This window comes from Enterococcus sp. AZ128 (genome assembly GCF_051714485.1).
Classification (GTDB): Bacteria; Bacillota; Bacilli; order Lactobacillales; family Enterococcaceae; genus Enterococcus_A.
On sequence record NZ_JBIORZ010000001.1, the window covers coordinates 935,001 to 958,067 of the forward strand.

19 protein-coding genes and 3 tRNA genes are annotated in these 23,067 nt (G+C 36.6%); 9 read left to right on the forward strand and 13 right to left on the reverse strand.

What is annotated here, in order from left to right:
- Nucleotides 1-55: 55 nt before the first annotated feature.
- Nucleotides 56-126: transfer RNA gene (locus tag IGI38_RS04680), tRNA-Cys, on the forward strand.
- 24 nt (nt 127-150) lie between these two features.
- Nucleotides 151-234, forward strand: a tRNA-Leu gene (locus IGI38_RS04685).
- Between the two features lie 151 nt (nt 235-385).
- Here IGI38_RS04685 and IGI38_RS04690 read toward each other — a convergent pair.
- The 13 genes from IGI38_RS04690 to IGI38_RS04750 form a co-directional block, all read right to left on the reverse strand.
- A complete protein-coding gene (locus tag IGI38_RS04690) occupies nt 386-1,501 on the reverse strand; it encodes a tyrosine-type recombinase/integrase (protein ID WP_438727277.1) in 1,116 nt (371 codons plus the stop codon).
- 1 nt (nt 1,502) lies between these two features.
- Entirely contained in the window at nt 1,503-1,715 is a 213-nt protein-coding gene (locus IGI38_RS04695) for a DUF3173 domain-containing protein (protein WP_010785460.1), read from the reverse strand.
- Between the two features lie 120 nt (nt 1,716-1,835).
- A complete protein-coding gene (locus IGI38_RS04700) occupies nt 1,836-2,369 on the reverse strand; it encodes a hypothetical protein (RefSeq protein ID WP_438727280.1) in 534 nt (177 codons plus the stop codon).
- A gap of 118 nt (nt 2,370-2,487) precedes the next feature.
- A complete protein-coding gene (locus IGI38_RS04705; protein WP_438727283.1) occupies nt 2,488-3,024 on the reverse strand; it encodes a hypothetical protein in 537 nt (178 codons plus the stop codon).
- Between the two features lie 256 nt (nt 3,025-3,280).
- Nucleotides 3,281-3,880, reverse strand: coding sequence for a tyrosine-type recombinase/integrase (locus IGI38_RS04710; protein ID WP_263306735.1), 600 nt, complete (start codon nt 3,878-3,880; stop codon nt 3,281-3,283).
- Nucleotides 3,881-4,437: 557 nt separating this feature from the next.
- A complete protein-coding gene (locus IGI38_RS04715) occupies nt 4,438-5,370 on the reverse strand; it encodes a hypothetical protein (RefSeq protein ID WP_438727286.1) in 933 nt (310 codons plus the stop codon).
- Between the two features lie 2 nt (nt 5,371-5,372).
- Nucleotides 5,373-6,458 (reverse strand): zinc ribbon domain-containing protein, encoded by a 1,086-nt coding sequence (locus IGI38_RS04720; RefSeq protein ID WP_438727289.1) that lies wholly within the window; start codon nt 6,456-6,458, stop codon nt 5,373-5,375.
- A 1-nt stretch (nt 6,459) separates the two neighbouring features.
- Nucleotides 6,460-7,761 (reverse strand): hypothetical protein, encoded by a 1,302-nt coding sequence (locus IGI38_RS04725; protein ID WP_438727292.1) that lies wholly within the window; start codon nt 7,759-7,761, stop codon nt 6,460-6,462.
- Nucleotides 7,762-10,530: 2,769 nt separating this feature from the next.
- Nucleotides 10,531-11,646 carry a tyrosine-type recombinase/integrase gene (locus IGI38_RS04730; protein WP_010828679.1) on the reverse strand — a complete coding sequence of 372 codons (1,116 nt, stop codon included), beginning with the start codon at nt 11,644-11,646 and terminating at the stop codon, nt 10,531-10,533.
- 1 nt (nt 11,647) lies between these two features.
- Nucleotides 11,648-11,860 (reverse strand): DUF3173 domain-containing protein, encoded by a 213-nt coding sequence (locus IGI38_RS04735; protein ID WP_010828680.1) that lies wholly within the window; start codon nt 11,858-11,860, stop codon nt 11,648-11,650.
- 353 nt (nt 11,861-12,213) lie between these two features.
- Nucleotides 12,214-12,813, reverse strand: a complete 600-nt coding sequence (locus tag IGI38_RS04740) for a tyrosine-type recombinase/integrase (protein WP_010828681.1) — start codon at nt 12,811-12,813, stop codon at nt 12,214-12,216.
- 571 nt (nt 12,814-13,384) lie between these two features.
- Nucleotides 13,385-15,199: a hypothetical protein gene (locus IGI38_RS04745; protein ID WP_438727296.1), complete on the reverse strand. Its 1,815-nt coding sequence runs from the start codon at nt 15,197-15,199 to the stop codon at nt 13,385-13,387.
- Between the two features lie 970 nt (nt 15,200-16,169).
- The gene (locus IGI38_RS04750) at nt 16,170-17,057 is read right to left on the reverse strand and encodes a replication protein (protein WP_438727298.1); all 888 of its coding nucleotides are present in this window, start codon (nt 17,055-17,057) and stop codon (nt 16,170-16,172) included.
- 1,360 nt (nt 17,058-18,417) lie between these two features.
- On the opposite strand from IGI38_RS04750, the gene IGI38_RS04755 reads away from it, so the two are divergent.
- From IGI38_RS04755 to IGI38_RS04785, 7 genes are all read left to right on the forward strand, one after another.
- Nucleotides 18,418-18,585 carry a hypothetical protein gene (locus IGI38_RS04755; RefSeq protein ID WP_438727301.1) on the forward strand — a complete coding sequence of 56 codons (168 nt, stop codon included), beginning with the start codon at nt 18,418-18,420 and terminating at the stop codon, nt 18,583-18,585.
- Nucleotides 18,586-19,167: 582 nt separating this feature from the next.
- Nucleotides 19,168-19,521 carry a bacteriocin immunity protein gene (locus IGI38_RS04760; RefSeq protein WP_438727304.1) on the forward strand — a complete coding sequence of 118 codons (354 nt, stop codon included), beginning with the start codon at nt 19,168-19,170 and terminating at the stop codon, nt 19,519-19,521.
- A gap of 261 nt (nt 19,522-19,782) precedes the next feature.
- Nucleotides 19,783-20,076, forward strand: coding sequence for a hypothetical protein (locus IGI38_RS04765; protein WP_438727307.1), 294 nt, complete (start codon nt 19,783-19,785; stop codon nt 20,074-20,076).
- 241 nt (nt 20,077-20,317) lie between these two features.
- On the forward strand, nt 20,318-20,722 hold the full coding sequence (locus IGI38_RS04770) for a hypothetical protein (RefSeq protein WP_438727309.1): 405 nt from the start codon (nt 20,318-20,320) through the stop codon (nt 20,720-20,722).
- A 152-nt stretch (nt 20,723-20,874) separates the two neighbouring features.
- Nucleotides 20,875-21,123 (forward strand): hypothetical protein, encoded by a 249-nt coding sequence (locus IGI38_RS04775; RefSeq protein ID WP_438727312.1) that lies wholly within the window; start codon nt 20,875-20,877, stop codon nt 21,121-21,123.
- Between the two features lie 735 nt (nt 21,124-21,858).
- Complete coding sequence (locus IGI38_RS04780; RefSeq protein WP_438727314.1) at nt 21,859-22,083, forward strand: hypothetical protein; 225 nt, start codon at nt 21,859-21,861, stop codon at nt 22,081-22,083.
- Nucleotides 22,084-22,872: 789 nt separating this feature from the next.
- Nucleotides 22,873-22,945, forward strand: a tRNA-His gene (locus tag IGI38_RS04785).
- Nucleotides 22,946-23,067 lie beyond the last annotated feature (122 nt).

Sequence of the window (23,067 nt, forward strand, 5' to 3'; positions counted from 1 at the left end):
GCTATCAAGAAATTTTCTTGAAAAACTTGTTCTGAGAGGAAAACAATAGTATAATGGCGGTATAGCCAAGTGGTAAGGCAGAGGTCTGCAAAACCTTCATCACCGGTTCAAATCCGGTTACCGCCTTAGTACTAGAATATTTATTGACATGCCGGCGTGGCGGAATTGGCAGACGCGCTGGACTCAAAATCCAGTATCCGCAAGGATGTGTGGGTTCGACTCCCACCACCGGCATTCACCCAAACGCTATCTAGCGCTTGGGTTTTTCTTTGTGTCCATGGGCATATTTGTAGTACACCCATGGATATGGATAGTGCAATTTTTAGAGATTTTTTGGAGATATCTTGAAAGTCTCTAAGAATCCAGTTTCAGCTAGGATTGCCTCTCATATGAGACAATCCAATTTATCTGACATGCTTTTCTGCTTGTTGGGGTAGAGGTGTCCGTAAATATCCAAGGTAGTTGAAATTGAGGCGTGTCCTATGCGTTCTTTGATGGTATAAGGGTCTTCACCGTTATTTATCAGTAAAGCCACATGGGAGTGTCTGAAATCGTGGATTCTGATTCTTTTCAGTGTAGAACTTCGTTCTATTACCTTATCGTACTTCTTAGTGACCATGTAGCGAGTCATGAGACTAGGGACAAATTGAAAGACCTGTAGTTTCTCTGGTTCTGTTACGTATTCTGCAAGAAGTTCTCTCTGTCTGTCTTTCCACTGATACAGTTCATCAGCTAATTTGTGATTCAGTGTAATTTGGCGGTTTCCTGCAACTGTCTTAGGTGAGTTGATTACCATACGTCCTGTTAAATGGATCAGCGTTTTACTCACTTCCAAAGAATCGCCTCTTAAATCAATATCCTCCCATGTCAGCCCTAAGAGTTCGCCCATACGCATACCAGTGAGATAAGCTACTTTGAAAAAGAGCTGAAAAGGGTACTCCTCTGGCGTAAAAAGCGTCATGAAATCTTGAAATTCTGTTGGTGTCCAGTAGTCCATCTTTTTCTTCTTGACTGGTAACTTTTTCAGTTGCTTGCATGGATTTTCTTTTAGTACCCCATGTTTCACTGCAACATCAAGTAGTTTCTTCATCTGAATCATGAGCTTATTGACCGTGTTATTAGATAAGCCCTTGTCTGAAAGGGAAGAACGGAAAGTTTTTAGCTCTTTATGCGTCAGTTTTTCTATCTTTGCTTTTGCAAAATACTCCTTGATGTGCCTATTGTAGTTATATTCTTGTGTCGCCATGTAACTTTCTTTTCTTTGTTCCTCTTTGTCTGTTTCTACCACTAGTTCATATAGCATATCCATTGTCATGATACTTGAGGCAAAAGAGGAATCACCTAATTGAGTAACTCTTAGGTGATTTTCTAGCTCGATTGCTTCTCTGCGAGTAGCGATATTCCGTTTGATGATACGATTTGGCTTGCCTGTGACAGGGTCTTTGCCGTTTGTAATATCAATTACCCAAGTACCTTTCTCTTTGTCTTTTCTGACGGTCATATTATTCTTCCTCCTCTAGTGGCTCTATGGTCAATGTAATACCTAAGATGTCTTCAATGGCTTGTACAGGCACACGCCCAAGGCGTGAGTTGGTGTAGTAGTCAAAGCCTCTTTCTACCATCAAAGCCTTGGCTTTCTTAATCAGCTCCTCTGCGGTACAGTGTCCGTAGCCTAATGCGATTAAGTCATGTTTAGTGATTGTTGGATTTGTCATAGTATCATTCTCCTTTTCAGATAGTAACTAGATGTAATCATCTGAAAAAATTATTTTCACTTTCTAATCAGAAATCAAGCCCCTTTCTACGGATTTTAGCAAGTAGAAAGGGGCTAGGTTCTAGTAGAATTCAATGTAGGTTGAGCTAGGTATTTTTAAATTACTGAGTTCATCATCTAAAGTAGCCATATTTTCTTCATAGTTACTTTTGGTTCCTATGAAATCTCTCCAATCAATTTCAAAGCAATCATCCAAAATAGCTTGATATTCAGGCATAATTTCCGTGATAGCCTGTAGTATAAATTCATCTGTGACAGAGGAGATAATAGAACCATGGTTAGAATTTAATCTTAAGTCCTCAAATAGTTGTTTGATGTTCCCTGTGTCCTTGTCAATGTAATTAGCCATTTCTGAGAGTAGCTCATCCGATTTAGAAACGATTTCTTGATAAATATTAGTAGATACAGCATCTGACAGTAAGAATTCTTCAAGTGTCTGTTGATAGTTACTCATTACGATAGAAATTTGTCTCTTTGTTCTTTTTAAGATGTCCTCTTTAAGAGTCTCTCTATTTTTTGCAATAACAGCACTCTCATAAAGAGTAACTCCTCTCGGAATTAGTCCATTCAGTTCTTCAATTATAGTATTATTCATTTTCTTATTCTCCTTTGGGATAGTGTATTTGAGAGTGATATAACTCTCGTGATATCAGTAATAAATCAGAAATCAAGCCCCTTTCTAAGGATTTTAGAAAGTAGGAAGGGGCTAGGTTTTATAGATATAAGTCAGGTGTTGCTAAATCAGTACTTTTATCTAAAGAATCCATGTTCGCTTCGTAATCAGTGTTGAAGTTCATGAAATGCTCATGTAAATCTTCAAAACGCTCATTAAAAGCAATCTGAATTTCCGTCATAGCATAACCAATAGCATCTAGTACCATGGTATCTGTGACAGAAGAGACAATAGAACTATCGGTAGGATTGAATCCACTAAAATATTCCATTAGTTCTTCCGTACTCTCTGTGTCCTTTTTAATATCTCTAGCTACATCTGAGACCACATCATCTATTTCAAAAGCAATATTTTTATAAGTCTCATCAGATACCACATCTGAAAATAAAAGTTGTTCAAGTGCTTGTTGGTAGTTGCTCATTACGATTGAAAGCTGTCTCTTTGTTCTTTCAAAGACGGCTGTTTTGATAGCTTGTCTGTTCTCTGAAAATAGAGCACTTTCGTATAGGGTAATTTCTTTAGTAGCTAATAAATCTAGTTCATTTTTGATACTATTTTGGATTTCTTTTTCATACATATTTGGTTCCTCATTTACTTTTTATTTAACGTGGCGCCTCGTTATGTGTATACAATACCAAGTTTCAAAAGTGCTGTAAACCCCGTCATATCAAGGATTGATATAGATTTAAAGGGCTATTTTTGCTAGTTACCTATGGCATTTAAAATAGCTAACTTTAGTTGAAATTGGTTTAACCCTGCTCAAAAGCATTATCAACCTTTTTTAAAATTAGATAAATATTATTTAGTTTTAATTTAAATCTAATTTAAATTAACTATCCAAAGTTAATCGTGTCAAGAAGCTCTTCTTTTTGTACCTCGTCCAGCCCTAAATAGCTGAGAGTAGACTTTTGGTCAGAATGATTTAGTAGTTTCATAACAAAGCCAATGTTGTAGTTGGTCTGTTCGTAGACTCTGTAAGCACCTGTCTTTCTCATGGTATGAGTTCCTAAGTAATTTATGCTCAAGAGATCGCCAGTCTTCTGCATGATTTTGTAGTATTGCTTGCGTGTAACTGGTGAATTCCAATCGGAAGAAGAGGGGAAGAGCCATTGGCTCTTGATGGCGTTATCATCAAGCCATTCTTTGTAGAGATACAACTCTTTTTCTATTGGTTTGAGGTACAAGGTGTTGGGCTTGCCTGTCTTTTGGTCTCTGATATAGGCACGTTCTTTCAGTACCCCATCAGCTGTAAATACGTCTGAATACTCTAGTGAGAGAACGTCACTGACTCTTAGAAGTGTTACCTTGCCAAGCTGAAAGATGGTGTAGTTTCTACGACCAGCTTTGAAACTATCTAAGAGAGTATCCTGTACCTGTTTGAGTACGTTTGAATCCTTGATTGGTTGGACGTTAGTCGTTTGTCTTTTTGCCATGATAATGGTCTCCTTTGTTCGTCATATTTGGAGGAACTAGAAAAATAGCTCCTATTCTATTGCAACAAAGAAGCCAAGCCTTGTCATTAAAGGATTTTCGAGGTGCCAAAATCTCAAAAGGACTCCTTTTTACTTTTATTTCACCACTGACTCACCGTTATTTAACTTCTCTAAGTATTCTACTAGGCAAGATACCCCATAGAAGATAGAAGCAAATACAAGTTATTCATCTAACTAGCATACAAACCAAAAAGCACAAAGAACAGCGGTATATAGCCATTCTTAGTGCTTTTTTACTAGTTGCTTTATTCATTTCTCTTTGGACTACTAGCTATCTAAGGCTTGATAGGTGGCACTACAAAAAGGACGAAAAATGCGTTTTGTGGGATTTTCCTGTGAGGGGTAGGTCAAGTGTAGGGCAAGTGATTTGCGGACGCTGAGGAGGAAATTTTGGCTGATTTTTGGTGGTCGGATAGCTGAGGAAAGGCTGTACATGGGGATTCACAAGCCTATGCGTCCTTTTGAGATAAGGACTCCTGAGTGTGAGGAAAAAGGTTTTATTTTGTTAGTGTTATTCTCGTTGCATCTTGTCTAGCTTCTAATTCTTCACTATTCCCAGAAGAAAGTGTTTCAGCATCATCTTTATTTAGAAGTAATTTAAATCCAGCATCTATCTTATTATCCTCAGCTGAATCCACAAAAATACTAAAGTTTACGTTCTTACCCGTTTCATCATCTTTAAGTGTAATATTGATGGTATTTTTTTCTATCTTATAGGTGAATGGCTGAGAAGTATTATCTGATAAAAATTTTTCCATATTACCTGTACCATCTTTTTTAAACTCAATGGATGCTTCTTTTGGTGCCATATTTTCGACTTTATCTGCCATTAAATAAGCAGAAAAGTTCCACTTTCCACCGTCCTGTGTTAAGAAGCTCTTTAATTCGGAATCTTTTGTAGGTTCTTTCGGTCTTGATTTGTTAGTTAGAACTATTGAAATGCTTATATTAGCTTGTTCTTTTGTTAAAGAGTCAAATGTAACTTCTAAGTCTCCCTCTATCTTTTCAGTACTTATTGTAGAAGCGGTAAGGCTGAAAGTAGGATTTGAACCAAATAACAGAGGTAAATTACTAACATTGAGTTCAGCTTTGTTGTCTCTTGCTTTAAAAGCAAAAGGAATAGCATATTTTTCTTTACCGACTGAGATAGATACCGCACCTTTAGCATATGAATAGAAGTCTATGGTATTTTTGTAGCCTTCAATTGTATCAATTATTTCATCAATATCTAAGTTTAATTCTTGTTCTAGTTCTTTTTTTAGAGAACCGTTTACTTTGATATCAGTCACTGTTGCTTCCCAAGACGAGGTCTTTGAATCTAGTACAGATTCAAGCGTAGGTTTCTTTAATAAGTAGAAAGCTGAAATGCCTATCGCTATTAGGACGATTATGCTTGATATGATTAGTATTCCTTTTTTCTTCTTTGTCATGGTTAATTTATTCCTCCTTTGTTTCTAGATGTTACTAGTCTAGATAGGGAGAATATGACCATGCCAATTGAACCAATCAATAAAGCATAGGCTGGTAGTCCAATAAGTTTGTCTTGATTTTCAAACAGTGCTTGCGAAAAACTATCAGAATATCCTCCCAATAGATTATTGGCTTTATCTCCGATATAAGCGCCTACTAGTATGAAGAAAGCTAATTCTACGAAAGAAAGGAGTACTCCAATGATTTGTAGTCCTTTGGAAGAGATAATGCCAAAGATTAATGTCAAGATAGGTATGCCAACTAGTGCGTACCTAATATACTGAATAATGTCGGAAGAATTGCTAGATTCTCCACTAAAATATTCGTTAACACTATCCGCATAACCGCTATATTGGCTTAGTTGTCCTAGAGTATCATAGAGGCTACTATTCATCATCTTAAAGAAATCTGCTCCAAGTACCCCATAAAGTGATAGTAGACATGAGACAATCAGCAGAATACTTGCTATGCCGAATGAATTACCCTTAGCAATAGGAGTATTTAGATTCGTACTCACACTTTTCTTTGATTGATCTGTCAAATCTGGTGTACTATTTGTTTCAGCACTATCAGCGCCAATAGGTTTTGCAAGTTCTCCTACTAATTTGCTAGATTTTCCAACTAATTTACTAGATTCTTCCTGTAATGACTGAAGCGCCACTCCTGATTGAGTATAGGTCTGAGAAAATAAAGAAATCAGTTTTTTATTTGCTTGTATTTCTTGTCCTTTACTCAATACACCTAGAACATAAGCTATAAGAGATAATACTATAAAGAGCTGAAATCCTCGTTTTGCTGAAAGCAATGTCAGAATGAAAAGTACCCCATAACAAGTATGAGACAATTCAAAGTTACTTGTTAGAAACTCTCTCAAATAGGTGAAGTTGGCTTCAGTTGGTTTGAGTAGTCTTAGATTTTGAGCAATAGAGGTTTGGTCTATTGTGGTATTATTTGAATCTATTGCTTTGCCACAAGAGGGACAGAATTTAGCTCCATCAGAAAGTGGTGTATTGCAGTAATCACAGACCAATTGCTTGTCTTGAGTCATGCTATTCACCTCCTTGTGCTGAATCTAAATAAGTTGTGCTAACAGTTTTCCAACTATTATCAGCCATATTTTGCTTCTGCAACTCACCATTTGAATTAATACGATACCATCCGATAGAAGAGATACTTTCTCCTCCTGTAGAACGTGGATTAACGATTAGAAAGCCTTCATCATCAACAGAAAGCTCTATTACTACTCGACTATTAACCATGTCAGAATCCATGTTCTCATATTGGATTAAGTAGTTTCTCATCCATGTTTTGACTTGGTCTTCTGTCAGGTTTTTAGTATCAATCTGACTGTTACTCTTTTGCTTACTTATGCCTTCTTGCTTGTTTCTGGTGTCTAATTCCTCAGATATCTTGATGTAGTTTGTAAGAAGAGTCATCATCCCTTTGTAGCTTCGGAACTCAGATTGTAAACTGTCAACTGAAAGAGTAGCTGTTGATTGCCCATTATTGTATTTGAAATCAGAAGGGGATATGGTGCAAGTTATTTTACCATCTGAAATTTGGGCTTTATCATAGACTGTTTGCTGAACACCGTCAATGGAGTATCCGTTGTCAGTTTTGTTGAATTTGAGTATAGCAGTACCTAACATTCTTGTGATGTAGATAGGGATATTATCTCCTTGGTCTTCTTGCATATGATTTTTGATATATGCTGCAACAACAAGTTCTTCATTCGTTAGTTTGCTGTCAGCACTTTCCATAGGTGCGCCAGTCTTGCGTAAGCCATCAACAAAGTTTAGATAGATGTTGCGGTCTTCTTTCACGCTACCTACAGCCTTGTCAAAGTCTGCTTTTCGGTCTGTATAAGTTTGGTACAACGTGTCTTTGGAGACGAATTTTGTATTCCCATCTAGAGAAGCATCAGCATGACCATTAGCAGTGTCATAGCCAATTGTTTGTATAGGTTGTATTCCTTCATCAGACGATAGCAGATGGAAGACTGTTTGTACTCTGCCAGCACCACCATTAAGAAGAATATAAACGTCATTGTCTTCTTGGTAATAAGACAACGCAAATTGGTCAAGTCCTGGAAATTCTTTCACCCTCTCATCAACAATATCAGTGTAGAGTACTATCTTAGTTTCATTTGATAGAGCATCAAATGAGTGTGTATCTGTCTCCTTGGTGTTTTCATTACTAGCGTTTGCTTCATTTGTACTACTCATTGACTGACTAGTATTAGTAGTGGTTTGTGTCGTATTGTTTGTTGGTTCTGATTTCTTAGAACACCCAACTAGTAGTGTCATGGAAAGTGTGACTCCCAAAAGCACCACAGTTCGTTTCATTGCCATATTAGGCGATTCCTCCTTGTTTTACCTCCTTTCCTCACAAATACTATTTTCTCATTTTCGTCAACAGATGGCAATTTCTTTTATATGAAATCAGTTATTAAATGTCTAAGCGTAGTAAAATTAAAGATAGTACAAGTGAGGAAATAGAAGTACCCCTAGGAGCTTTAAGAAGAGAATGCATAGTGAAAAATGTTATTCACGCTGTATCACTATGCAGTGACTAAACGTTTGATGGGATAATAGCGATAGTATCAGAGGACAAAAGAAGCACCTATTTCGACATTTCATTCTGTACCAGTGAATGAGAGCAACATAAGCTTGTTAGCTAAGGTTTTTATCTCTCAAACGTGTAGCATCTGTTACCAGTGGCAAGTTTAACCATCTTATTCAACTGGGGTAGTGGAAATGGTATCACACCTATAGCCATACAAAATACGTAGTATTTTAGTCTTACCAGCAATCATGACTATTTCATCACGATTAAACTTAATCATCTTAACCGCTTGCTTTGACAAGTAGAGTGAGTCAATCAATTAGAGCATCTGCCTAATTGACATCTACTAATCTATCTACCACTAAACTTAATCATCTTAACCGCTTGCTTTGACAAATAGAGTGAGTCAATCAATTAGAGCATCTACCTAATTGATACCTACTAATCTATCTAGTAGTAAATGAAAATAGGGTATAGGGTGGCATAAACTATCTCCTATATTAATAGTACCTAATCTGTCCTAAATACATGAAATTAACTGAGAAGATAGCTAAAGGATATTTACCTGCCAATATAGATAGGTATCAAAAGAATAATCAAAAATACTTGGTAGTGTGCCAACCAATTCAGCTAGTAGAGTTAAGTTTTGATTCTAACCTACTATCTAAATAGCTTGCCCCACTACCAAGTATTTTTGCCCCCTGTATCCCCCATAGACTGCTGAAAAATCAAGGATTCATTTGAGGTGCGAAAAGTAATGAATTCTTGCTAGGTTTTAACAGTACATATCAGGGCATGTTTTCTTAGTTGGTAAGTAATACGACCATTCACCAAAAAGCACCTATCCCCAGAATAGATCTAATTGAGTAGTAGCCTCGCTATCAGTAGTCGTTTTTCTGGTATCAGCTTTAGGGAATATCAAATTAGGTGTAGCTTTAAGTATCAGTAGCAATTTTCTAGCTAACAACTGAAAAAATGTGGTTCTGCTTGATTGATGTCCAACATTAATTGGCATCAGCTTTTCTTCGTATTGATTTCAGCTTAGCTGGTGGGTGTGAGGTTGAATTTAGGTTGTTTATCTATCAGTGGTTGGAAAAGGGGTATTTACAATAGAAGAAACTTATCTGCATTCGATAGCTGAAAGAAGAGTGGCGAGAGGCAAGAAGCATGGTTGCCTAGAAAAAAGGGAGTACCAATCGCTATCTGGTGGCAATGCTAAAATTCATCTTGAGGTTGTCTGATTGCCCCGCTGGTGGTGGCTGTGGCAGATGGCTTAAATGCCCATAGCCACACAATTATTTTTTTCATTGCCTAGCAAAGAAGCTGATTTGGAGAAAAAAGTGATGTGGGTGGGGGTGAAAAATCATGTTGCTGGAGATGAAAAAATGACAGGGGTCAGAAGTAATTTTCATCTTCATCTCAAGGACGGTGAAAAAATAGGGTGGTGGATATAGAAAGAAAACTAGCTGATTTGGCAAGAAATCCCGCCAAGAAGCAAACGTACCCCAAGTGTCTATCTGAGGATAAAAGGCTGGGTTTCAAGTTTGATGTGCAAAAAGAGAATAGTGGAGGTTCCTCTCTAATGAAGAAAGCAGAATGGATAGAAGAAAAGAAGTCATTTTTCTGTCACTACCGAAAACTATCTGATTCATGGAAAAAGCCTATCTAATGCTGTGTCAGAAGCCGAAATGAAAAGAAGCAATGAAGAAAACGTCTTTCTTTCACTGCGCTTTTATGAGTTGCTTTGGCTACTGAAAAGAGCAGAAAATTCCAACAATCTAGGATGGGGGCTCTACACTGATTGAATCGTTAGATACCCTGTGATTTTCCAACCATCTGCATATAGTGAAAGTCGGTTTGAACTATTCATCTGCGTTTGAAATGATTCATCTAATCAAACTGAGTAAAGAAGATACGAGGGTGGCAATCATCTAACTTAAATCTAGCTAGAAAATGCTGGACAAGGATAGAAATAGATGGTATACTTATTGTGTAGAAGTATACAGGTAAATAGAATCTCTCGAAAATATCCTAGATGGCTAACCCATAACTTGTTTAAATCGGTTATAAATGGGTATAGTCTTATTTATTTTTGTCAGATTGACTTAAAGTAATAAGAGCGGTAAAACTCAAAATCCAGTATCCGCAAGGATGTGTGGGTTCGACTCCCACCACCGGCATTCACCCAAACGCTATCTAGCGCTTGGGTTTTTCTTTGTGCCTATAGGCATATTTGTAGTACCCCCATGGATATAGATAGGGTGATTTTTAGAGATTTTTTGGAGATATCTCGAAAATCTCCAAGAATGTTGGTGTAGCTAGTTATTCAGACTTTTGGAATAATCTGCATAGAAAAATTTTCTTTAGTAGTTCTTGTTTTTCCAATAGTTCAGCTAATTCTCTTGTTTTATCTCTGCTCATAGGTTCACTTACCTCCTTTTTAGTCTTGATTAAATAAAAGTTTAGGCGTGCCTAAATATAAGCTAGTTAACATTTTACAACTAATTATACTGTTAGTCAATGCACCATTAAGCTCAATTGATAGGGATTGCCTCTTATATGAGACAATCCAATTTATCTGACATGCTTTTCTGCTTGTTGGGGTAGAGGTGTCCGTAAATATCCAAGGTAGTTGATATAGAGGCGTGTCCTATGCGTTCTTTGATGGTATAAGGGTCTTCACCGTTATTTATCAGTAAAGCCACATGGGAGTGTCTGAAGTCGTGGATTCTGATTCTTTTCAGTGTAGAACTTCGTTCTATTACCTTATCGTACTTCTTAGTGACCATGTAGCGAGTCATGAGACTAGGGACAAATTGAAAGACTTGGAGTTTCTCTGTATCTGATACAAAAGGTGAGAGAAGCTCTTTTTGCTTGTTCTTCCACTGATACAGTTCATCAGCTAATTTGTGATTCAGTGTGATTTGGCGGTTTCCTGCGACTGTCTTAGGTGAGTTAATGACCATACGACCTGTTAAATGGATCAGTGTCTTACTGACTTCCAAAGAGTCACCTCTTAAATCAATATCTTCCCATGTCAGTCCTAAGAGTTCTCCCATGCGCATACCCGTCAGATAGGCTACTTTGAAAAAGAGCTGAAAAGGGTACTCCTCTGACGTAAAAAGAGTCATAAACTCTTGAAATTCCGCTGGTGTCCAGTAGTCCATCTTTTTCTTCTTGACTGGTAATTTTTTCAATTGCTTGCATGGATTTTCTTTTAGTACCCCATGTTTCACTGCAACATCAAGTAATTTCTTCATCTGAATCATGAGTTTATTGACGGTGTTATTAGACAAGCCCTTGTCTGAAAGGGAAGAACGGAAAGTTTTTAGCTCTTTGTGAGTCAGTTTTTCTATCTTTGCTTTTGCAAAATACTCCTTGATGTGCTTATTGTAGTTATACTCTTGTGTTGCCATGTAGCTTTCTTTTCGTTGTTCCTCTTTATCTGTTTCTACCACTAACTCATATAGCATGTCCATTGTCATGATACGTGAGGCAAAAGAGGTATCACCTAACTGAGTAACTCTTAGGTGGTTCTCTAGCTCGATTGCTTCTTTGCGAGTTGGGATATTTCGTTTGATGATACGATTAGGCTTGCCTGTAATAGGGTTTTTTCCGTTTGTAATATCAATTATCCAAGTGCCTTTCTCTTTGTCTTTTCTGACTGTCATATTATTTTTCCTCCTCTAGTGGTTCTATGGTTAATGTAATACCTAAGATGTCTTCAATGGCTTGTACTGGGACACGCCCTAGGCGTGAGTTGGTGTAGTAATCAAAGCCTCTTTCAACCATCAAAGCCTTGGCTTTCTTAATCAGCTCCTCTGCGGTACAGTGTCCGTAGCCCAATGCGATTAAGTCGTGTTTAGTGATTGTTGGATTTGTCATAGTGTGTTCTCTCCTTTTGTTGTGTGGTTAGATGAAATCATCTGAAACAATTATTTTCAGGAAGTAAGAGAATGTAAATCATTTTTCCATGGAATTATTCTTCATTGCTAGTCTCTTTTTTCTCTATATACTAATTATAAGGGATACGAAATCCCTTTGAAAGCCCTCCAAATAGCGGTTTGTAGCGATTCCAAACAGAGCTACCTTGTCAAATAGGTAGCTCAAATTGATAGTTAGGTACATTGAAAGATGAGCAGTACCCCTAGAAGTGGTAAGTAGGTCGGACAATTTTAATGACAAAAATAAATTGGTTTTGAAACTATTTTCATTGTTTTTCACCATCTTTCATGGGTTTAACCGAAGTTAATCGTGTCAAGAAGCTCTTCTTTTTGTACCTCGTCTAGTCCTAAATAACTTAGGGTGGACTTTTGGTCAGAGTGATTCAGTAGTTTCATGACAAAGCCGATATTGTAGTTGGTCTGCTCGTAGACTCTGTACGCACCTGTCTTTCTCATGGTATGAGTCCCCAAGTAATTAATGCCTAAGAGATCGCCAGTCTTCTGCATGATTTTGTAGTATTGCTTGCGTGTAATTGGTGAATTCCAATCGGAAGAAGAGGGGAAGAGCCATTGGCTCTTGATATCGTTATCATCAAGCCATTCTTTGTAGAGATACAAATCTTTTTCTATTGGTTTGAGGTACAAGGTATTTGGCTTGCCTGTCTTTTGGTCTCTGATGTAGGCACGTTCTTTCAGTACCCCCTCAGCTGTGAATACATCTGAATATTCGAGAGATAATACGTCACTGACTCTTAGAAGCGTTACTTTGCCAAGCTGAAAGATGGTGTAGTTTCTACGTCCAGCTTTAAAGCTGTCTAAAAGCGTATCCTGTACCTGTTTGAGTACGTTTGAATCCTTGATTGGTTGTACATTAGTTGTTTGTCTTTTTGCCATGATGATGGTCTCCTTTGTTCGTCATATTTGGAGGAACTAGAAAAATAGCTCCTATTCTATTGGAACAAAGAAGCCAAGCCTTGTCATTAAAGGATTTCCGAGGTGCCAAAATCTTAAAAGGACTCCTTTTTACTTTTATTTCACCACTGATTAACTGTTATTTAATGTCTCTAAGTATTCTGATAGGCAAGATACCCCCATGACTGACAGAAACAAATGCAAGTGATTCATACAGCTATCATTCAAATCAAAAAGCACTAGGAACAGCTCTATATAGCCATTCTTAGTGCTTTTTGATTGGTCAGTTCATTCATTTCTCTTTGTACTACTGGCTATCTAAGGATTGATAGGTGGCACTACAAAAAGGACGAAAAATGCGTTTTGCGGGATTTTCCTGTGTGGGGTAGGTCAAGTGTAGGGCAAGTCATTTGCGGACGCTGAGGAGGAAATTTGGGCTGTTTTTTGGTGGTCGGATAGGCAAGGAAAGGCTGTACTATGGGGATTCACACCACTATTCGCCCTTTTAAGATAAGGACTCCTGAGTGTGAGGAAAAAGGTATTTAGTTTCGTATCAGTCAAATGGATTAGTTGCATCTTCACCAGTATACCCCTGTAATGATTTTTCACCTTTAGGGTCTGTTTCTTGTTTATTCCCTTCGGTGTCAGAGCTACTGTTATTTGACTCGTGTTTTTTATTATTTTTATTACTATCGACAGCAACATAAGTATCATCAATTTTACCTATTGGTGTGTCTGATTGGAGTTTGTAACCGTCCCAATCGCTATTTGGGGTTACATTTAAGAGAAATTCTTTACCTGACTCTTTATCTTTCATATTAAACTGTACTGTTCCATCTGCAGTGCTATCAGCAACACCAAGGAATTCAGCAGAGAGCAGTACCTTAGTACCTTCTTCAAATCTCCAGCTATAAGGGTATCTACTGAAACAGCTAGCTGTATAATCATCAGCAGTATTTGTTACAAATCTGCCTCCAAATAGATTGCAATAGCTTTCAATAGTTGTATTATCCATAGTTTCTTTACTAACATTAGCTGATGGCAGAATTTCTTCACTTGTAGAACTATCATCTTTCTTGGTACTTTTATTTGATAGTGGTGAATAATCATGATTGATTTCACCTACAGGAGTTTGTCCTGTTACATGATAAGAGCCATCATCATTGTTCTTAATGGTAATATTAAAAGATTCTTTAGTATTCATATCAGTCATGGAATATGTTCCAGAAGCTGTCTCTACATCATTAGCAGTACTTAATTCATTGAATGAAGCTTTTAGTACTATCTTGTCGTTCTTTTGAAGTACCCATAAAGACGGGGTAATAACACTAGTAGTAGCTTTATCATCATCTTGTGTCGCACGCTCATAGTATCCACTAGAAGCTAATGAATAGATTAGGTTTCTACTTAATTCTTCTTTTGACATATCATTTGGATCTTGTTTTTCCATTTCTTTTTTAGAATACTGTCCCTCAATCATATCGGAAAAAGCATCTGATACAACTGTATCACCTAGATTTAGGTTGTTTTTAAATGATGCCACTGCTTCTGGTCTTCCTTCTAAATCAAGATAATATCTGTATAGTGATTCTCCCCAAGATAGAATACCATAAGCGCCGTTATCCCAATCAGTTTCTCGAATATCAGATGTAGTATTTTCTTCTGTATCTGCATTTGGATTATAGCTATCATAGCTGTAATCTAATTCATCAGAAATTTTTTTATAGTATTGATTTGCGACATCTGTGTTTAATGGAAATTTATAGGCAGTAGGTAGTAGGTCTGATTTTTCAATTGGGATATAGTAGGATTTGTTGTAGTCACTAATTATTTCCAATGATTTTTTAGCCCTATCTAAGCTATCTTTTACAGGCTTAAATTGATTTTTCCCCTCAGTAGTCAGACCATCAAAATAGGCGTACATTTTATCTAACCGTTTCTGCTCATCCTCAATCGAAAATTCTTTTGAAGTATCTCCAATATTACCCGCTTTACTGTATTCATTTCCTAAATCGGATAAGAGTTGTTCATCATGGCTGATTCTCTTAATTTGATTTTGCTTTTCAAATCTAGAGGGGAGAAAATTTGTTTTATTCTCTTTATCCATCTTCTTACCGGTTGTTAATGGGATATACTTGTTATTTTTAGGATTCAATAAACTCAAATCTAGGTTACCCTCTGATTCAATTTCTTTCCAGCGTTCATTGAAAGAGTTAAGAGAGCTTTTCACTCTGTTCTGGGAATGAAAACTCATAGTTAGTAGGATTCCTAAGACTGCTAAAGTAGCAATGATAAGCTGAATAGAGCGCTTTTTTGTAAAAGTAAGTTTTTTAATCGTTGTTCTCTCCTTGGTTCCTCCTTTCCTCACAGAAATAATTTTCCCATGGAAGATAGTGAAAAGCAAATGTTTTTTTACATTAAAGGCTGCTAAATGTCTGTTTATTGGGATAAGTAATCAGTAAGTACCCCAAGCATGGCTAATGGCATTAGAGAAGCGTAATAAGCAGATACTACGACCCCCAGTAACAAGCTGTTCAATGTTCAGAATAGATGAAAGCCAAGTGTACCAAGGGATTTGGTCTCTTTAAAGGTGGAAAGTCGGTTGTACCAATGGATTGCGGTGGTAGTGGTGGTCAGAAGCTGTCTCATTGCTGGTACCCGAGATAAGCAACTTGCCTTTGGTCTTGTACAACTACCAGCTATGATTTATACCTTTCAAACTTGGTAAATCTGCTATACATGGTAGATTTAAGAATCTTACTCACTGGGTGGTGTGTATTTAGTATCTAACCTTGAGCTATGAAAAATACCTTTGGTTTTCTAGTTATTTGATTTATCTGATTTTATTTGTCATACTTGGAAAGTTTAATAGTCTTATTGATTGAATTCATTCTTTAAGTATCTACAAAAATACCCCACTATCTGTGATAGCTAGGTTATTAATAAGTGTTATGGTAAAATATGATTAACACATAAAGGATGGTGAATCATATGAAATTTCTTAAGTTTGTTATTAAAATGTTCTTAGCTATAATAATTCCTGCTTATGCCACTTATGGTCTGTTATCTGATAAGAACAAGTTAGATAGTAAGAAATCAAAACTCACTTAGATTTATTTGCTGTTTCTTGAAAATTTTAGAATTTTATTAGTGGTACAACTTATCAAAGGTGATTGAAAGCGAAAAGGAGGAAATACCTATTTTTTCATACTAGGTTGATTTCCTCCTTACATTAAATTAGCCCTAATCTACTAAAATTACATTTGTCTTGCTGTCAGTATATTTATCAAGCGTTTGATTGCTAGTAAAAACTTAAAACGGACAACAGTGCTGAAAACTTAGAGACAAGAGTCTTGGTACTCTTTAATCGTGAGTTCCCACAGATCCAAGTCTATTCCTTTTGGCACTAAAGGTATGATGTTCGTTTGTTTAGGGGTATCAAGAGAATGTAACTGCACTTTGTGCTTATTTCTACGTATCGTACTTTCTAGGTAGTTCTTGATTTCAAGATACTTCGTATCCATTAAGTACCCCCATTGAGGTGCAGTTTCATCTAAGAAGTCATACACGTTAGCTATCTCTGTGATACCATTCTCTTTAATAAAAGTCCGAATCAAGCGTAGACCTTCGTATTCTTCATTTTGCTGGTGCTTAGAACTATATCTGCTACTGTTGATATAGTCTCTGATACCACAGTGGTATTTATTGATGACGTAGCCCCATTCGGGTTTTTCTTTATCTGCATAGTCCATAAAGTCTTTTAACTCTTTGATATTATTTTCTCTGATGAACGCTCTTGCTTCTCTCATCATGGCAGTTTGTTCTGTCTTACTTGGTCTTAGTATCTCTTTAATATCTAAGCCGTTAAAGGCTTTTATGTCTTCTTGCTCATATTGATACTTTTCAGGGTTATCCAGATGGAGCCAATACCTTACTTTTCCTACAATAGACTCACAAGGTTGCGGATTTGGTGCATGGAGTTTACCAGTTATGCTTAGCATTTGTCTGTGAGACTTTAGGCTATTAAATTTGATAAGGCAATGGTAGTGAGGCTTTTTAGCTCCGCCATATTCATTTTCATCTTTATCGTGCAAAGGGCTATGCCCCCATGATGCACCAATATCTGTTACAATATCTCTCCAATTCTCAGGTGCTGAATCTGGATAGACAATAAATATCCAGTTTCTGTGTCTAGGTGTTGCTTGTTTGCTTGTAGTTTTTGGCATAATATATTCCTCTTTTCTTAGTTTATTTCTCTAGCTTCATGGTACAAGCCAATCTCTATGCCTAAAGAGCCTGAATCCCTTGAGCCACTCGATTTCTTCCTTAATAGTTGCCACAATCCTTTGCAGGAGTAGGAGCGACAAGGAAATGTACAGTGTTCAGTCCAGTACTGGGGTCTTGGTTTTGGGTACCCCACAGGCAAAGGCTGAGACAGCCACCGCCGATGGAGAAATGCCCCTTGACTTCCGTAGGACGCTTCTTAGTGTCCGCAAGAAAGAGCGAATGTCTTTCTCTTTCCTCGGAGGAAAATCCGCCTTACGTCCTTTTTGGGCTCTACAGTACCCCCATTGGGAGAAATGCCGACAAAATGGCTAAAACGAATCTGCCAAGCCTCATACTACGACCCCCAGTAATATACTGATCACTGGTCAAAATAGCTGAAAGCCAAGTGTACCAATGGATTTGGTCTTTGATTCATGAAAAAATCGGTTGTACCAATGGCTAGAGTTGTTTTTCTTTATTCTTTCTCTGTCCCAGTGACTTTTTGCGCCAAAAGTGTGGGACAGTTTGATATTTTTTGAGTAGCTACTACATCTATATTATTGCCTGATAGTTACTCCTAGGCAACCCAGTCTATACCACGAATTTGAAAAGTTTTTTTTGGTGAAATCCCTATCTAACTGGTATTATTTAAGAAGTCATTTACGAGCCATTAAAGTCGCTTGACTCAATTTCATCTAGCTATAGGGATTTTGGGTCTTGCCTTATTTGCCAGTTGGACTTCTTTGGGTGTTCATTTTTTGGTCAGCTCCTTTCCTTATACTGGTTAGAGACCCTTTATCTCTGCTGTTAAAATCTAGAGATAAAAGTTCATGTTGCCAATATATTTACTGGAGGGTTGGGCTTTAGGGGGATAAAAGTACCAAGTTACTTATCTAATGCTTTTCTTCCTGTGATACTGCTGGCTTTAGTTGGCTAGAATAGTTATCTGTATGCAAGCTTGATAGTCAGATGGATAATAGAAAAGATCTTAAGCATTTGAGCAAGAATTGCAGGAAGAGATTCCGTATCTCTCTTGAAATCAGCTTAGCTGGGTGCTACTTTCAGCTTATCTTGGTTCAATCAGCTTAGCTGATGGGGAGTAGGCTGAATTTAGGTTGCTTAGTTATCAGTGGGTGGGGAAACGGTATTTGCAATAGAAGAAACTTATCTGTATTTGATAGCTGAAAGAGGGGTGGGGAAAGGCAAGAAGCATGGTTGCACAGAAAAATAGTCATACCAATCGGTCTCTGTGGTTATTGCTAAAATTCATCTCGAAGTGTTTGATGGCCTCACTAGTGATGGCTGTGGTAGATGGCACAAATGACCATAGCCACACGAATATTTTTTCCATTGCCTAGCAAAGAAGCTGATTTGAAGAAAAAAGTGATGTGGGTGGCGGTGAAAAATCATGTTGCTGGAGATGAAAAAATGACAGGTGTCAGAAGTAAATTTCATCTTCATCTCAAAGAAGGTGAAAAAATAGGGTAGCAGATATCGAAAGAAAACTAGCTGATTTGGCAAGAAGCCCCTCAAAGAGGCAGACGTACCCCAAGTGCCTATCTGAAGATAAAAGGCTGGGTTTCAAGTTTGATGTACAAAAAGAGAGTAGTGAGGGTTCTTCTCTGATGAAGAAAGCAGAATGGATAAAAGAAAAGAAGTCATTTTTCTGTCACTACCGAAAACTATCTTATGCATGGAAAGAAGCCTATCTAATGCTGTTTCAGAAGTCGAAGTGGAAAGAAACAATAAAGGAGATGTCTTTCTTTCACTGTACTTTTACGAGTTGCATCAGCTACTGGAAAGAGCAGAAAATTCCAACAATCTAGGATGGGGGGTTCTACACTGATTCAAGCATTAGATACCCTATAGTTTTCCAATCATCTACATATAGTGAAAGTCAGTTTGAGCTATTCATCTGTGTTTGAAAGGATTCATCAAATTAAATTGAGCAAGGAAGATACAAGAATGGTAACCATCTAATTAAAATAGTAAAGGTTCGTATTAGACTAAAATAAATTTTTGGGATATACTTAATCTAAAAAATAACATAGGAAAGAAGAAGAATGGTACATGGATAACAGAGAATTAGCAAAAGAGTATATTCATAAACTATACAATCTTTTAAGTAAACGTGAAGATAACACGTCAGAATTATTGGATATTACTGACGTGTTATTACAAGTGTATAAAAAATTAGATTCCGTAGAGAATCCAGAAGCGTTGGTCAACAGACTAGTTAATTATATCCGTAGTATGGCTTTAAAGGGGAGAATCCATTTTCCATCTACAGAAGAGCATCTCATGATAGAACTAGGAGTTATTGGACAAAAAGCTGGGTTGAATGGGCTGTACAAAGCGGATTACTCAGATAAATCTCAATTCTATAGTTATTCTGAGTTGTCACAAATGCCTCGGAGATTATGATTTATTTAAACCTAAGCTGACTTTAAAATAGCTAATTCACGATACATTCTAGCTGTTGTGAAACGAGGTTTAGGTTATTCATCTGTGCGTTTAATAAATCATCTAATTAAACTGATCAAAGAAGAGACGGTGGTAGTACTCATCTAATTAAAATGATAGGGGTTCTAGCTAAAACAATGCACAGTAAAACGAGCAATAGAAGAAAATGCAGAATACATGGAAAATGTTACTTACTCATAATTGGTTGAACGGAGGTTTGAAATGAAAACAGAACCCAACAGTACAGCAATCTTATGGCGTTTCGGAATAATCGGTATCTGTTTGTACAAAGCACTTCATAAAAAACAGCAATGGCTGGCGAAATGGTATATATTCACCCACTTCATGGGAACATTTTTTATTTTTTTTACCTTTCTATTTATGATTTTATTTTCTGGTATAGGAAATCTAAGTTTTAATTTAAGATTAGTTATTTTGACTATAGTTCTTTTGAGTTCAGTTCTTTATGGTTGGTGGGCAGAGACTTACTTTCATAAATTCATAGGAATGGAGTGACCTTTGAAATGACTTATATTAAATCATTCTCTAATTACTTTGGGTATTTTCTTGATAAAGTAGTATTTACCATGGCTTATTTGTTCTTTTTTGTCATTCTACTACAGCTATTTCTTACTCCCGATACAGAGCCAATTACCATTCCTAGAAATCTTTATACTTGGATAAGTGGCATTAGTATTTGTTTAGCTGTAGTTCTCACAGTTAAAGATAAACTGTTTAAACCTAAGGAGATGACAAAATGAATACTTTTGCAAAGTGGTATAAGAAACTAAACGTTGTCGGTCGTATCGTATTTACTCTTGTTTTACTGGCGCTATTTAATTACTTATTATCGATGATCTTCCATACTTCTTTTGAGTGGTTAAGTCTTCTTTATTATGGAGGGTACGCCTTGCTAATTCTTGGTGTTTTAAAACTTAATTTACGAACAAGCATTTCATGGGGGATTTACTGGCTTGCTCCTTTTATTGTCTGGAATTTATCTTCAATTTATATCCATCATAATTTTAAAGGATTCAAGACCATTATCATTAGTTTGTTATCAACATTCGCTTTTTCAGTTATGTTGCTAGCTCTATCTGAGGCATTTAAAGAGACGAGTAGAAGTGCACAGGTAAATAAAGTCCCAAAAAAATATCCTTGATGGCTGACCCATAATAAGCTCCTCTGCGGTGCAGTGTCCGTAGCCTAAAGAGGCTGATTGGGAGAAAAAAGTAATGTGGCTGGAGATGGAAAAATGATGGGTGCCAGAAGTAATTTTCATCTTCAGCTCACAGAAGGTGTAAAAATAGGGTGATGGATATAGAAAAAAGCTATCCGATTTGGCAAGAAAACCCACCAAGAAGCAAACGTACCCCAAGAGTGTATCTAAGGATAAAAAATCAGGGTTTCAAGTTTGTAGGACAGAAAGAACAAGGTGAAGGTTGCTCTCTAATGGAGAAAGCAGAATGGATAGAAGAAAAGAAGTCATTCTTCTGTCACTACCGAAAACTATCTGATTCATGGAAAGAAGCCTATCTAATGCTGTGTCAGAAGCCGAAATGAAAAGAAGTAATGAAGAAAATGTCTTTCTGTCTGATGAATTTTATGAGTTATACTGGCTACTGGAAAGAGAAGAAAATTCCAACAATCTAGGGTGGGGGTTCTACACTGATTCAAGTGTTAGATACCTTATGATTTTCCTACTATCTGTCTATAGTAAAATGCAGTTTAGGTTATTTATGTATGTTGGAAATAAATCATCTAGTTAAACTGAGCAAAGAAGATACGAAAGTGGCAATCATCTAATTAAAATGATAAAGTAAAAGTTTGTTTACTTTTTTACTTCAAAACTATTTTTTATGGATTTTAAATTGGTACTTTAGTACCATTGTTTTTTCTTTGAGTATGTTTTAATAAGATTGAATAATATTTATGAGGAGGGAGACTATGGAGAAATATTATTATAAGTATGGCTATTGTTTGTATTTTTTTGTCGCAATCTTGACCTTGTATAGTTATTTTGCATGGCATAAATGGCTGTACATTACATTTACATTTTGCTGGTTAACTTTAGGGTTTGTGAATTTAGCGAGAAAAAATGAAAAAAGAAGCAAATAAAATATTGTTAGCTAGGAGTTATCATTACTGTCCTATGGGTATGTTAGAAGCGGATAAAGTGATTTGAGACTAACCAATTTGATGATATACGTAGAGATAACGTTTGACCAGTTTGAAATAATATTTTAATTAATAGGTATAATAGTGTGAATTTTAATTTTTATAAGGAGTATGTCTATCATGTTAAGAAAGTATAATGATCAGATCAATTATTGGTTTAAAAACGAAAAAAGTATAAATATTGGGTTATGGACAATAGCCAGCTTTTTCGTAGGAGATTGTATGAATAGTATTTTTGAAAAAATATTTGGTATTGATAGTTTTATCATTAATTTTTTGATAGGTGTTGGAAGTATCTATGTTATTTGGTATATGGCATCCAAAATTTATAAAAATAAGGATTGAGTAATTTTGTCGTTAATGTTGTTATTTATTTATTGTTTAGGTGCTTAATATTCGTGATATAAAACTATATCTACTAGTATATGTAGGTTTAGGCTTTTAATTGTCAGAAGATGGCTGGAGTTACTATCTGATGTGAAAAGTAGAATGACTAAGAGGAGAGAAGTAAATCTTCTACTTGTAACGCAGGTAGTTAGATTCATGGGCAAAAAGGTCAGTACTTCTTTTCCAGAGGCTGGGTAGAACGGAAAGAATGAGAAGAATGTCTTTCTATTTGATGACTTTTACGAGTTGCTTTGCCTACATCAAAGAAAGTTGCGAAAATCTAAGTTTTAGGTTCTACATGGATTCAATAGTTAGACACCCTAGGATTTTGCTATCATCTGTCTATAGTAAAACGCAGTTTGGGTCATTTATGTATGTTGAGAATAAATCATCTAATCAAACTTAGCAAAGAAGATACGGTGGTGGCAATCATCTAACTAAAATGGTAGGGGTTCTAGCTAAAAAGTGGTGGACAAGGATAGAACTAGATGGTATAATTGACGTGTATAAGTGTACAGGTAAATAGAGTCTCCAAATAATATCTTAAATGGCTAACCCATAACTTGTTTAAATCGGTTATAAATGGGTATAGTCTTATTTTTCTTTGTTTAATGGGATAGTACTGGTAAGAGCGGTAAAACTCAAAATCCAGTGCCCTCACGGGCGTGCCGGTTCGACCCCGGCCGCCGGTATTGAACTAAGATGTTATTCATCTTAGTTCTTTCTTTTGAATTGAATAGTAACATGGCGATCGTGGCGAAGTGGTTAACGCACCGGATTGTGGCTCCGGCACTCGTGGGTTCGATTCCCATCGTTCGCCCTAATGAAGACTCAGCAGAAATCTGTTGAGTCTTTTTTTGCAATTTTTCTGGCTAAGCTTTTTTGGAAAACATTACTTGATATCGTGGAATAGGCGTTTAAGTTAGTGATTAATAAGTGATC

Coding starts and splice junctions, on each gene's coding strand:
- IGI38_RS04765 (WP_438727307.1), top strand. CDS start 19,783: ATGAAAACAGAACCCAACAGTACAGCAATCTTATGGCGTTTCGGAATA.
- IGI38_RS04770 (WP_438727309.1), top strand. CDS start 20,318: ATGAATACTTTTGCAAAGTGGTATAAGAAACTAAACGTTGTCGGTCGT.
- IGI38_RS04700 (WP_438727280.1), bottom strand. CDS start 2,369: ATGAATAATACTATAATTGAAGAACTGAATGGACTAATTCCGAGAGGA.
- IGI38_RS04705 (WP_438727283.1), bottom strand. CDS start 3,024: ATGTATGAAAAAGAAATCCAAAATAGTATCAAAAATGAACTAGATTTA.
- IGI38_RS04775 (WP_438727312.1), top strand. CDS start 20,875: ATGGATATAGAAAAAAGCTATCCGATTTGGCAAGAAAACCCACCAAGA.
- IGI38_RS04755 (WP_438727301.1), top strand. CDS start 18,418: ATGACCATAGCCACACGAATATTTTTTCCATTGCCTAGCAAAGAAGCT.
- IGI38_RS04690 (WP_438727277.1), bottom strand. CDS start 1,501: ATGACCGTCAGAAAAGACAAAGAGAAAGGTACTTGGGTAATTGATATT.
- IGI38_RS04730 (WP_010828679.1), bottom strand. CDS start 11,646: ATGACAGTCAGAAAAGACAAAGAGAAAGGCACTTGGATAATTGATATT.
- IGI38_RS04720 (WP_438727289.1), bottom strand. CDS start 6,458: ATGACTCAAGACAAGCAATTGGTCTGTGATTACTGCAATACACCACTT.
- IGI38_RS04780 (WP_438727314.1), top strand. CDS start 21,859: ATGTTAAGAAAGTATAATGATCAGATCAATTATTGGTTTAAAAACGAA.
- IGI38_RS04725 (WP_438727292.1), bottom strand. CDS start 7,761: ATGGCAATGAAACGAACTGTGGTGCTTTTGGGAGTCACACTTTCCATG.
- IGI38_RS04695 (WP_010785460.1), bottom strand. CDS start 1,715: ATGACAAATCCAACAATCACTAAACATGACTTAATCGCATTAGGCTAC.
- IGI38_RS04735 (WP_010828680.1), bottom strand. CDS start 11,860: ATGACAAATCCAACAATCACTAAACACGACTTAATCGCATTGGGCTAC.
- IGI38_RS04750 (WP_438727298.1), bottom strand. CDS start 17,057: ATGCCAAAAACTACAAGCAAACAAGCAACACCTAGACACAGAAACTGG.
- IGI38_RS04760 (WP_438727304.1), top strand. CDS start 19,168: ATGGATAACAGAGAATTAGCAAAAGAGTATATTCATAAACTATACAAT.
- IGI38_RS04710 (WP_263306735.1), bottom strand. CDS start 3,880: ATGGCAAAAAGACAAACGACTAACGTCCAACCAATCAAGGATTCAAAC.
- IGI38_RS04740 (WP_010828681.1), bottom strand. CDS start 12,813: ATGGCAAAAAGACAAACAACTAATGTACAACCAATCAAGGATTCAAAC.
- IGI38_RS04715 (WP_438727286.1), bottom strand. CDS start 5,370: ATGACAAAGAAGAAAAAAGGAATACTAATCATATCAAGCATAATCGTC.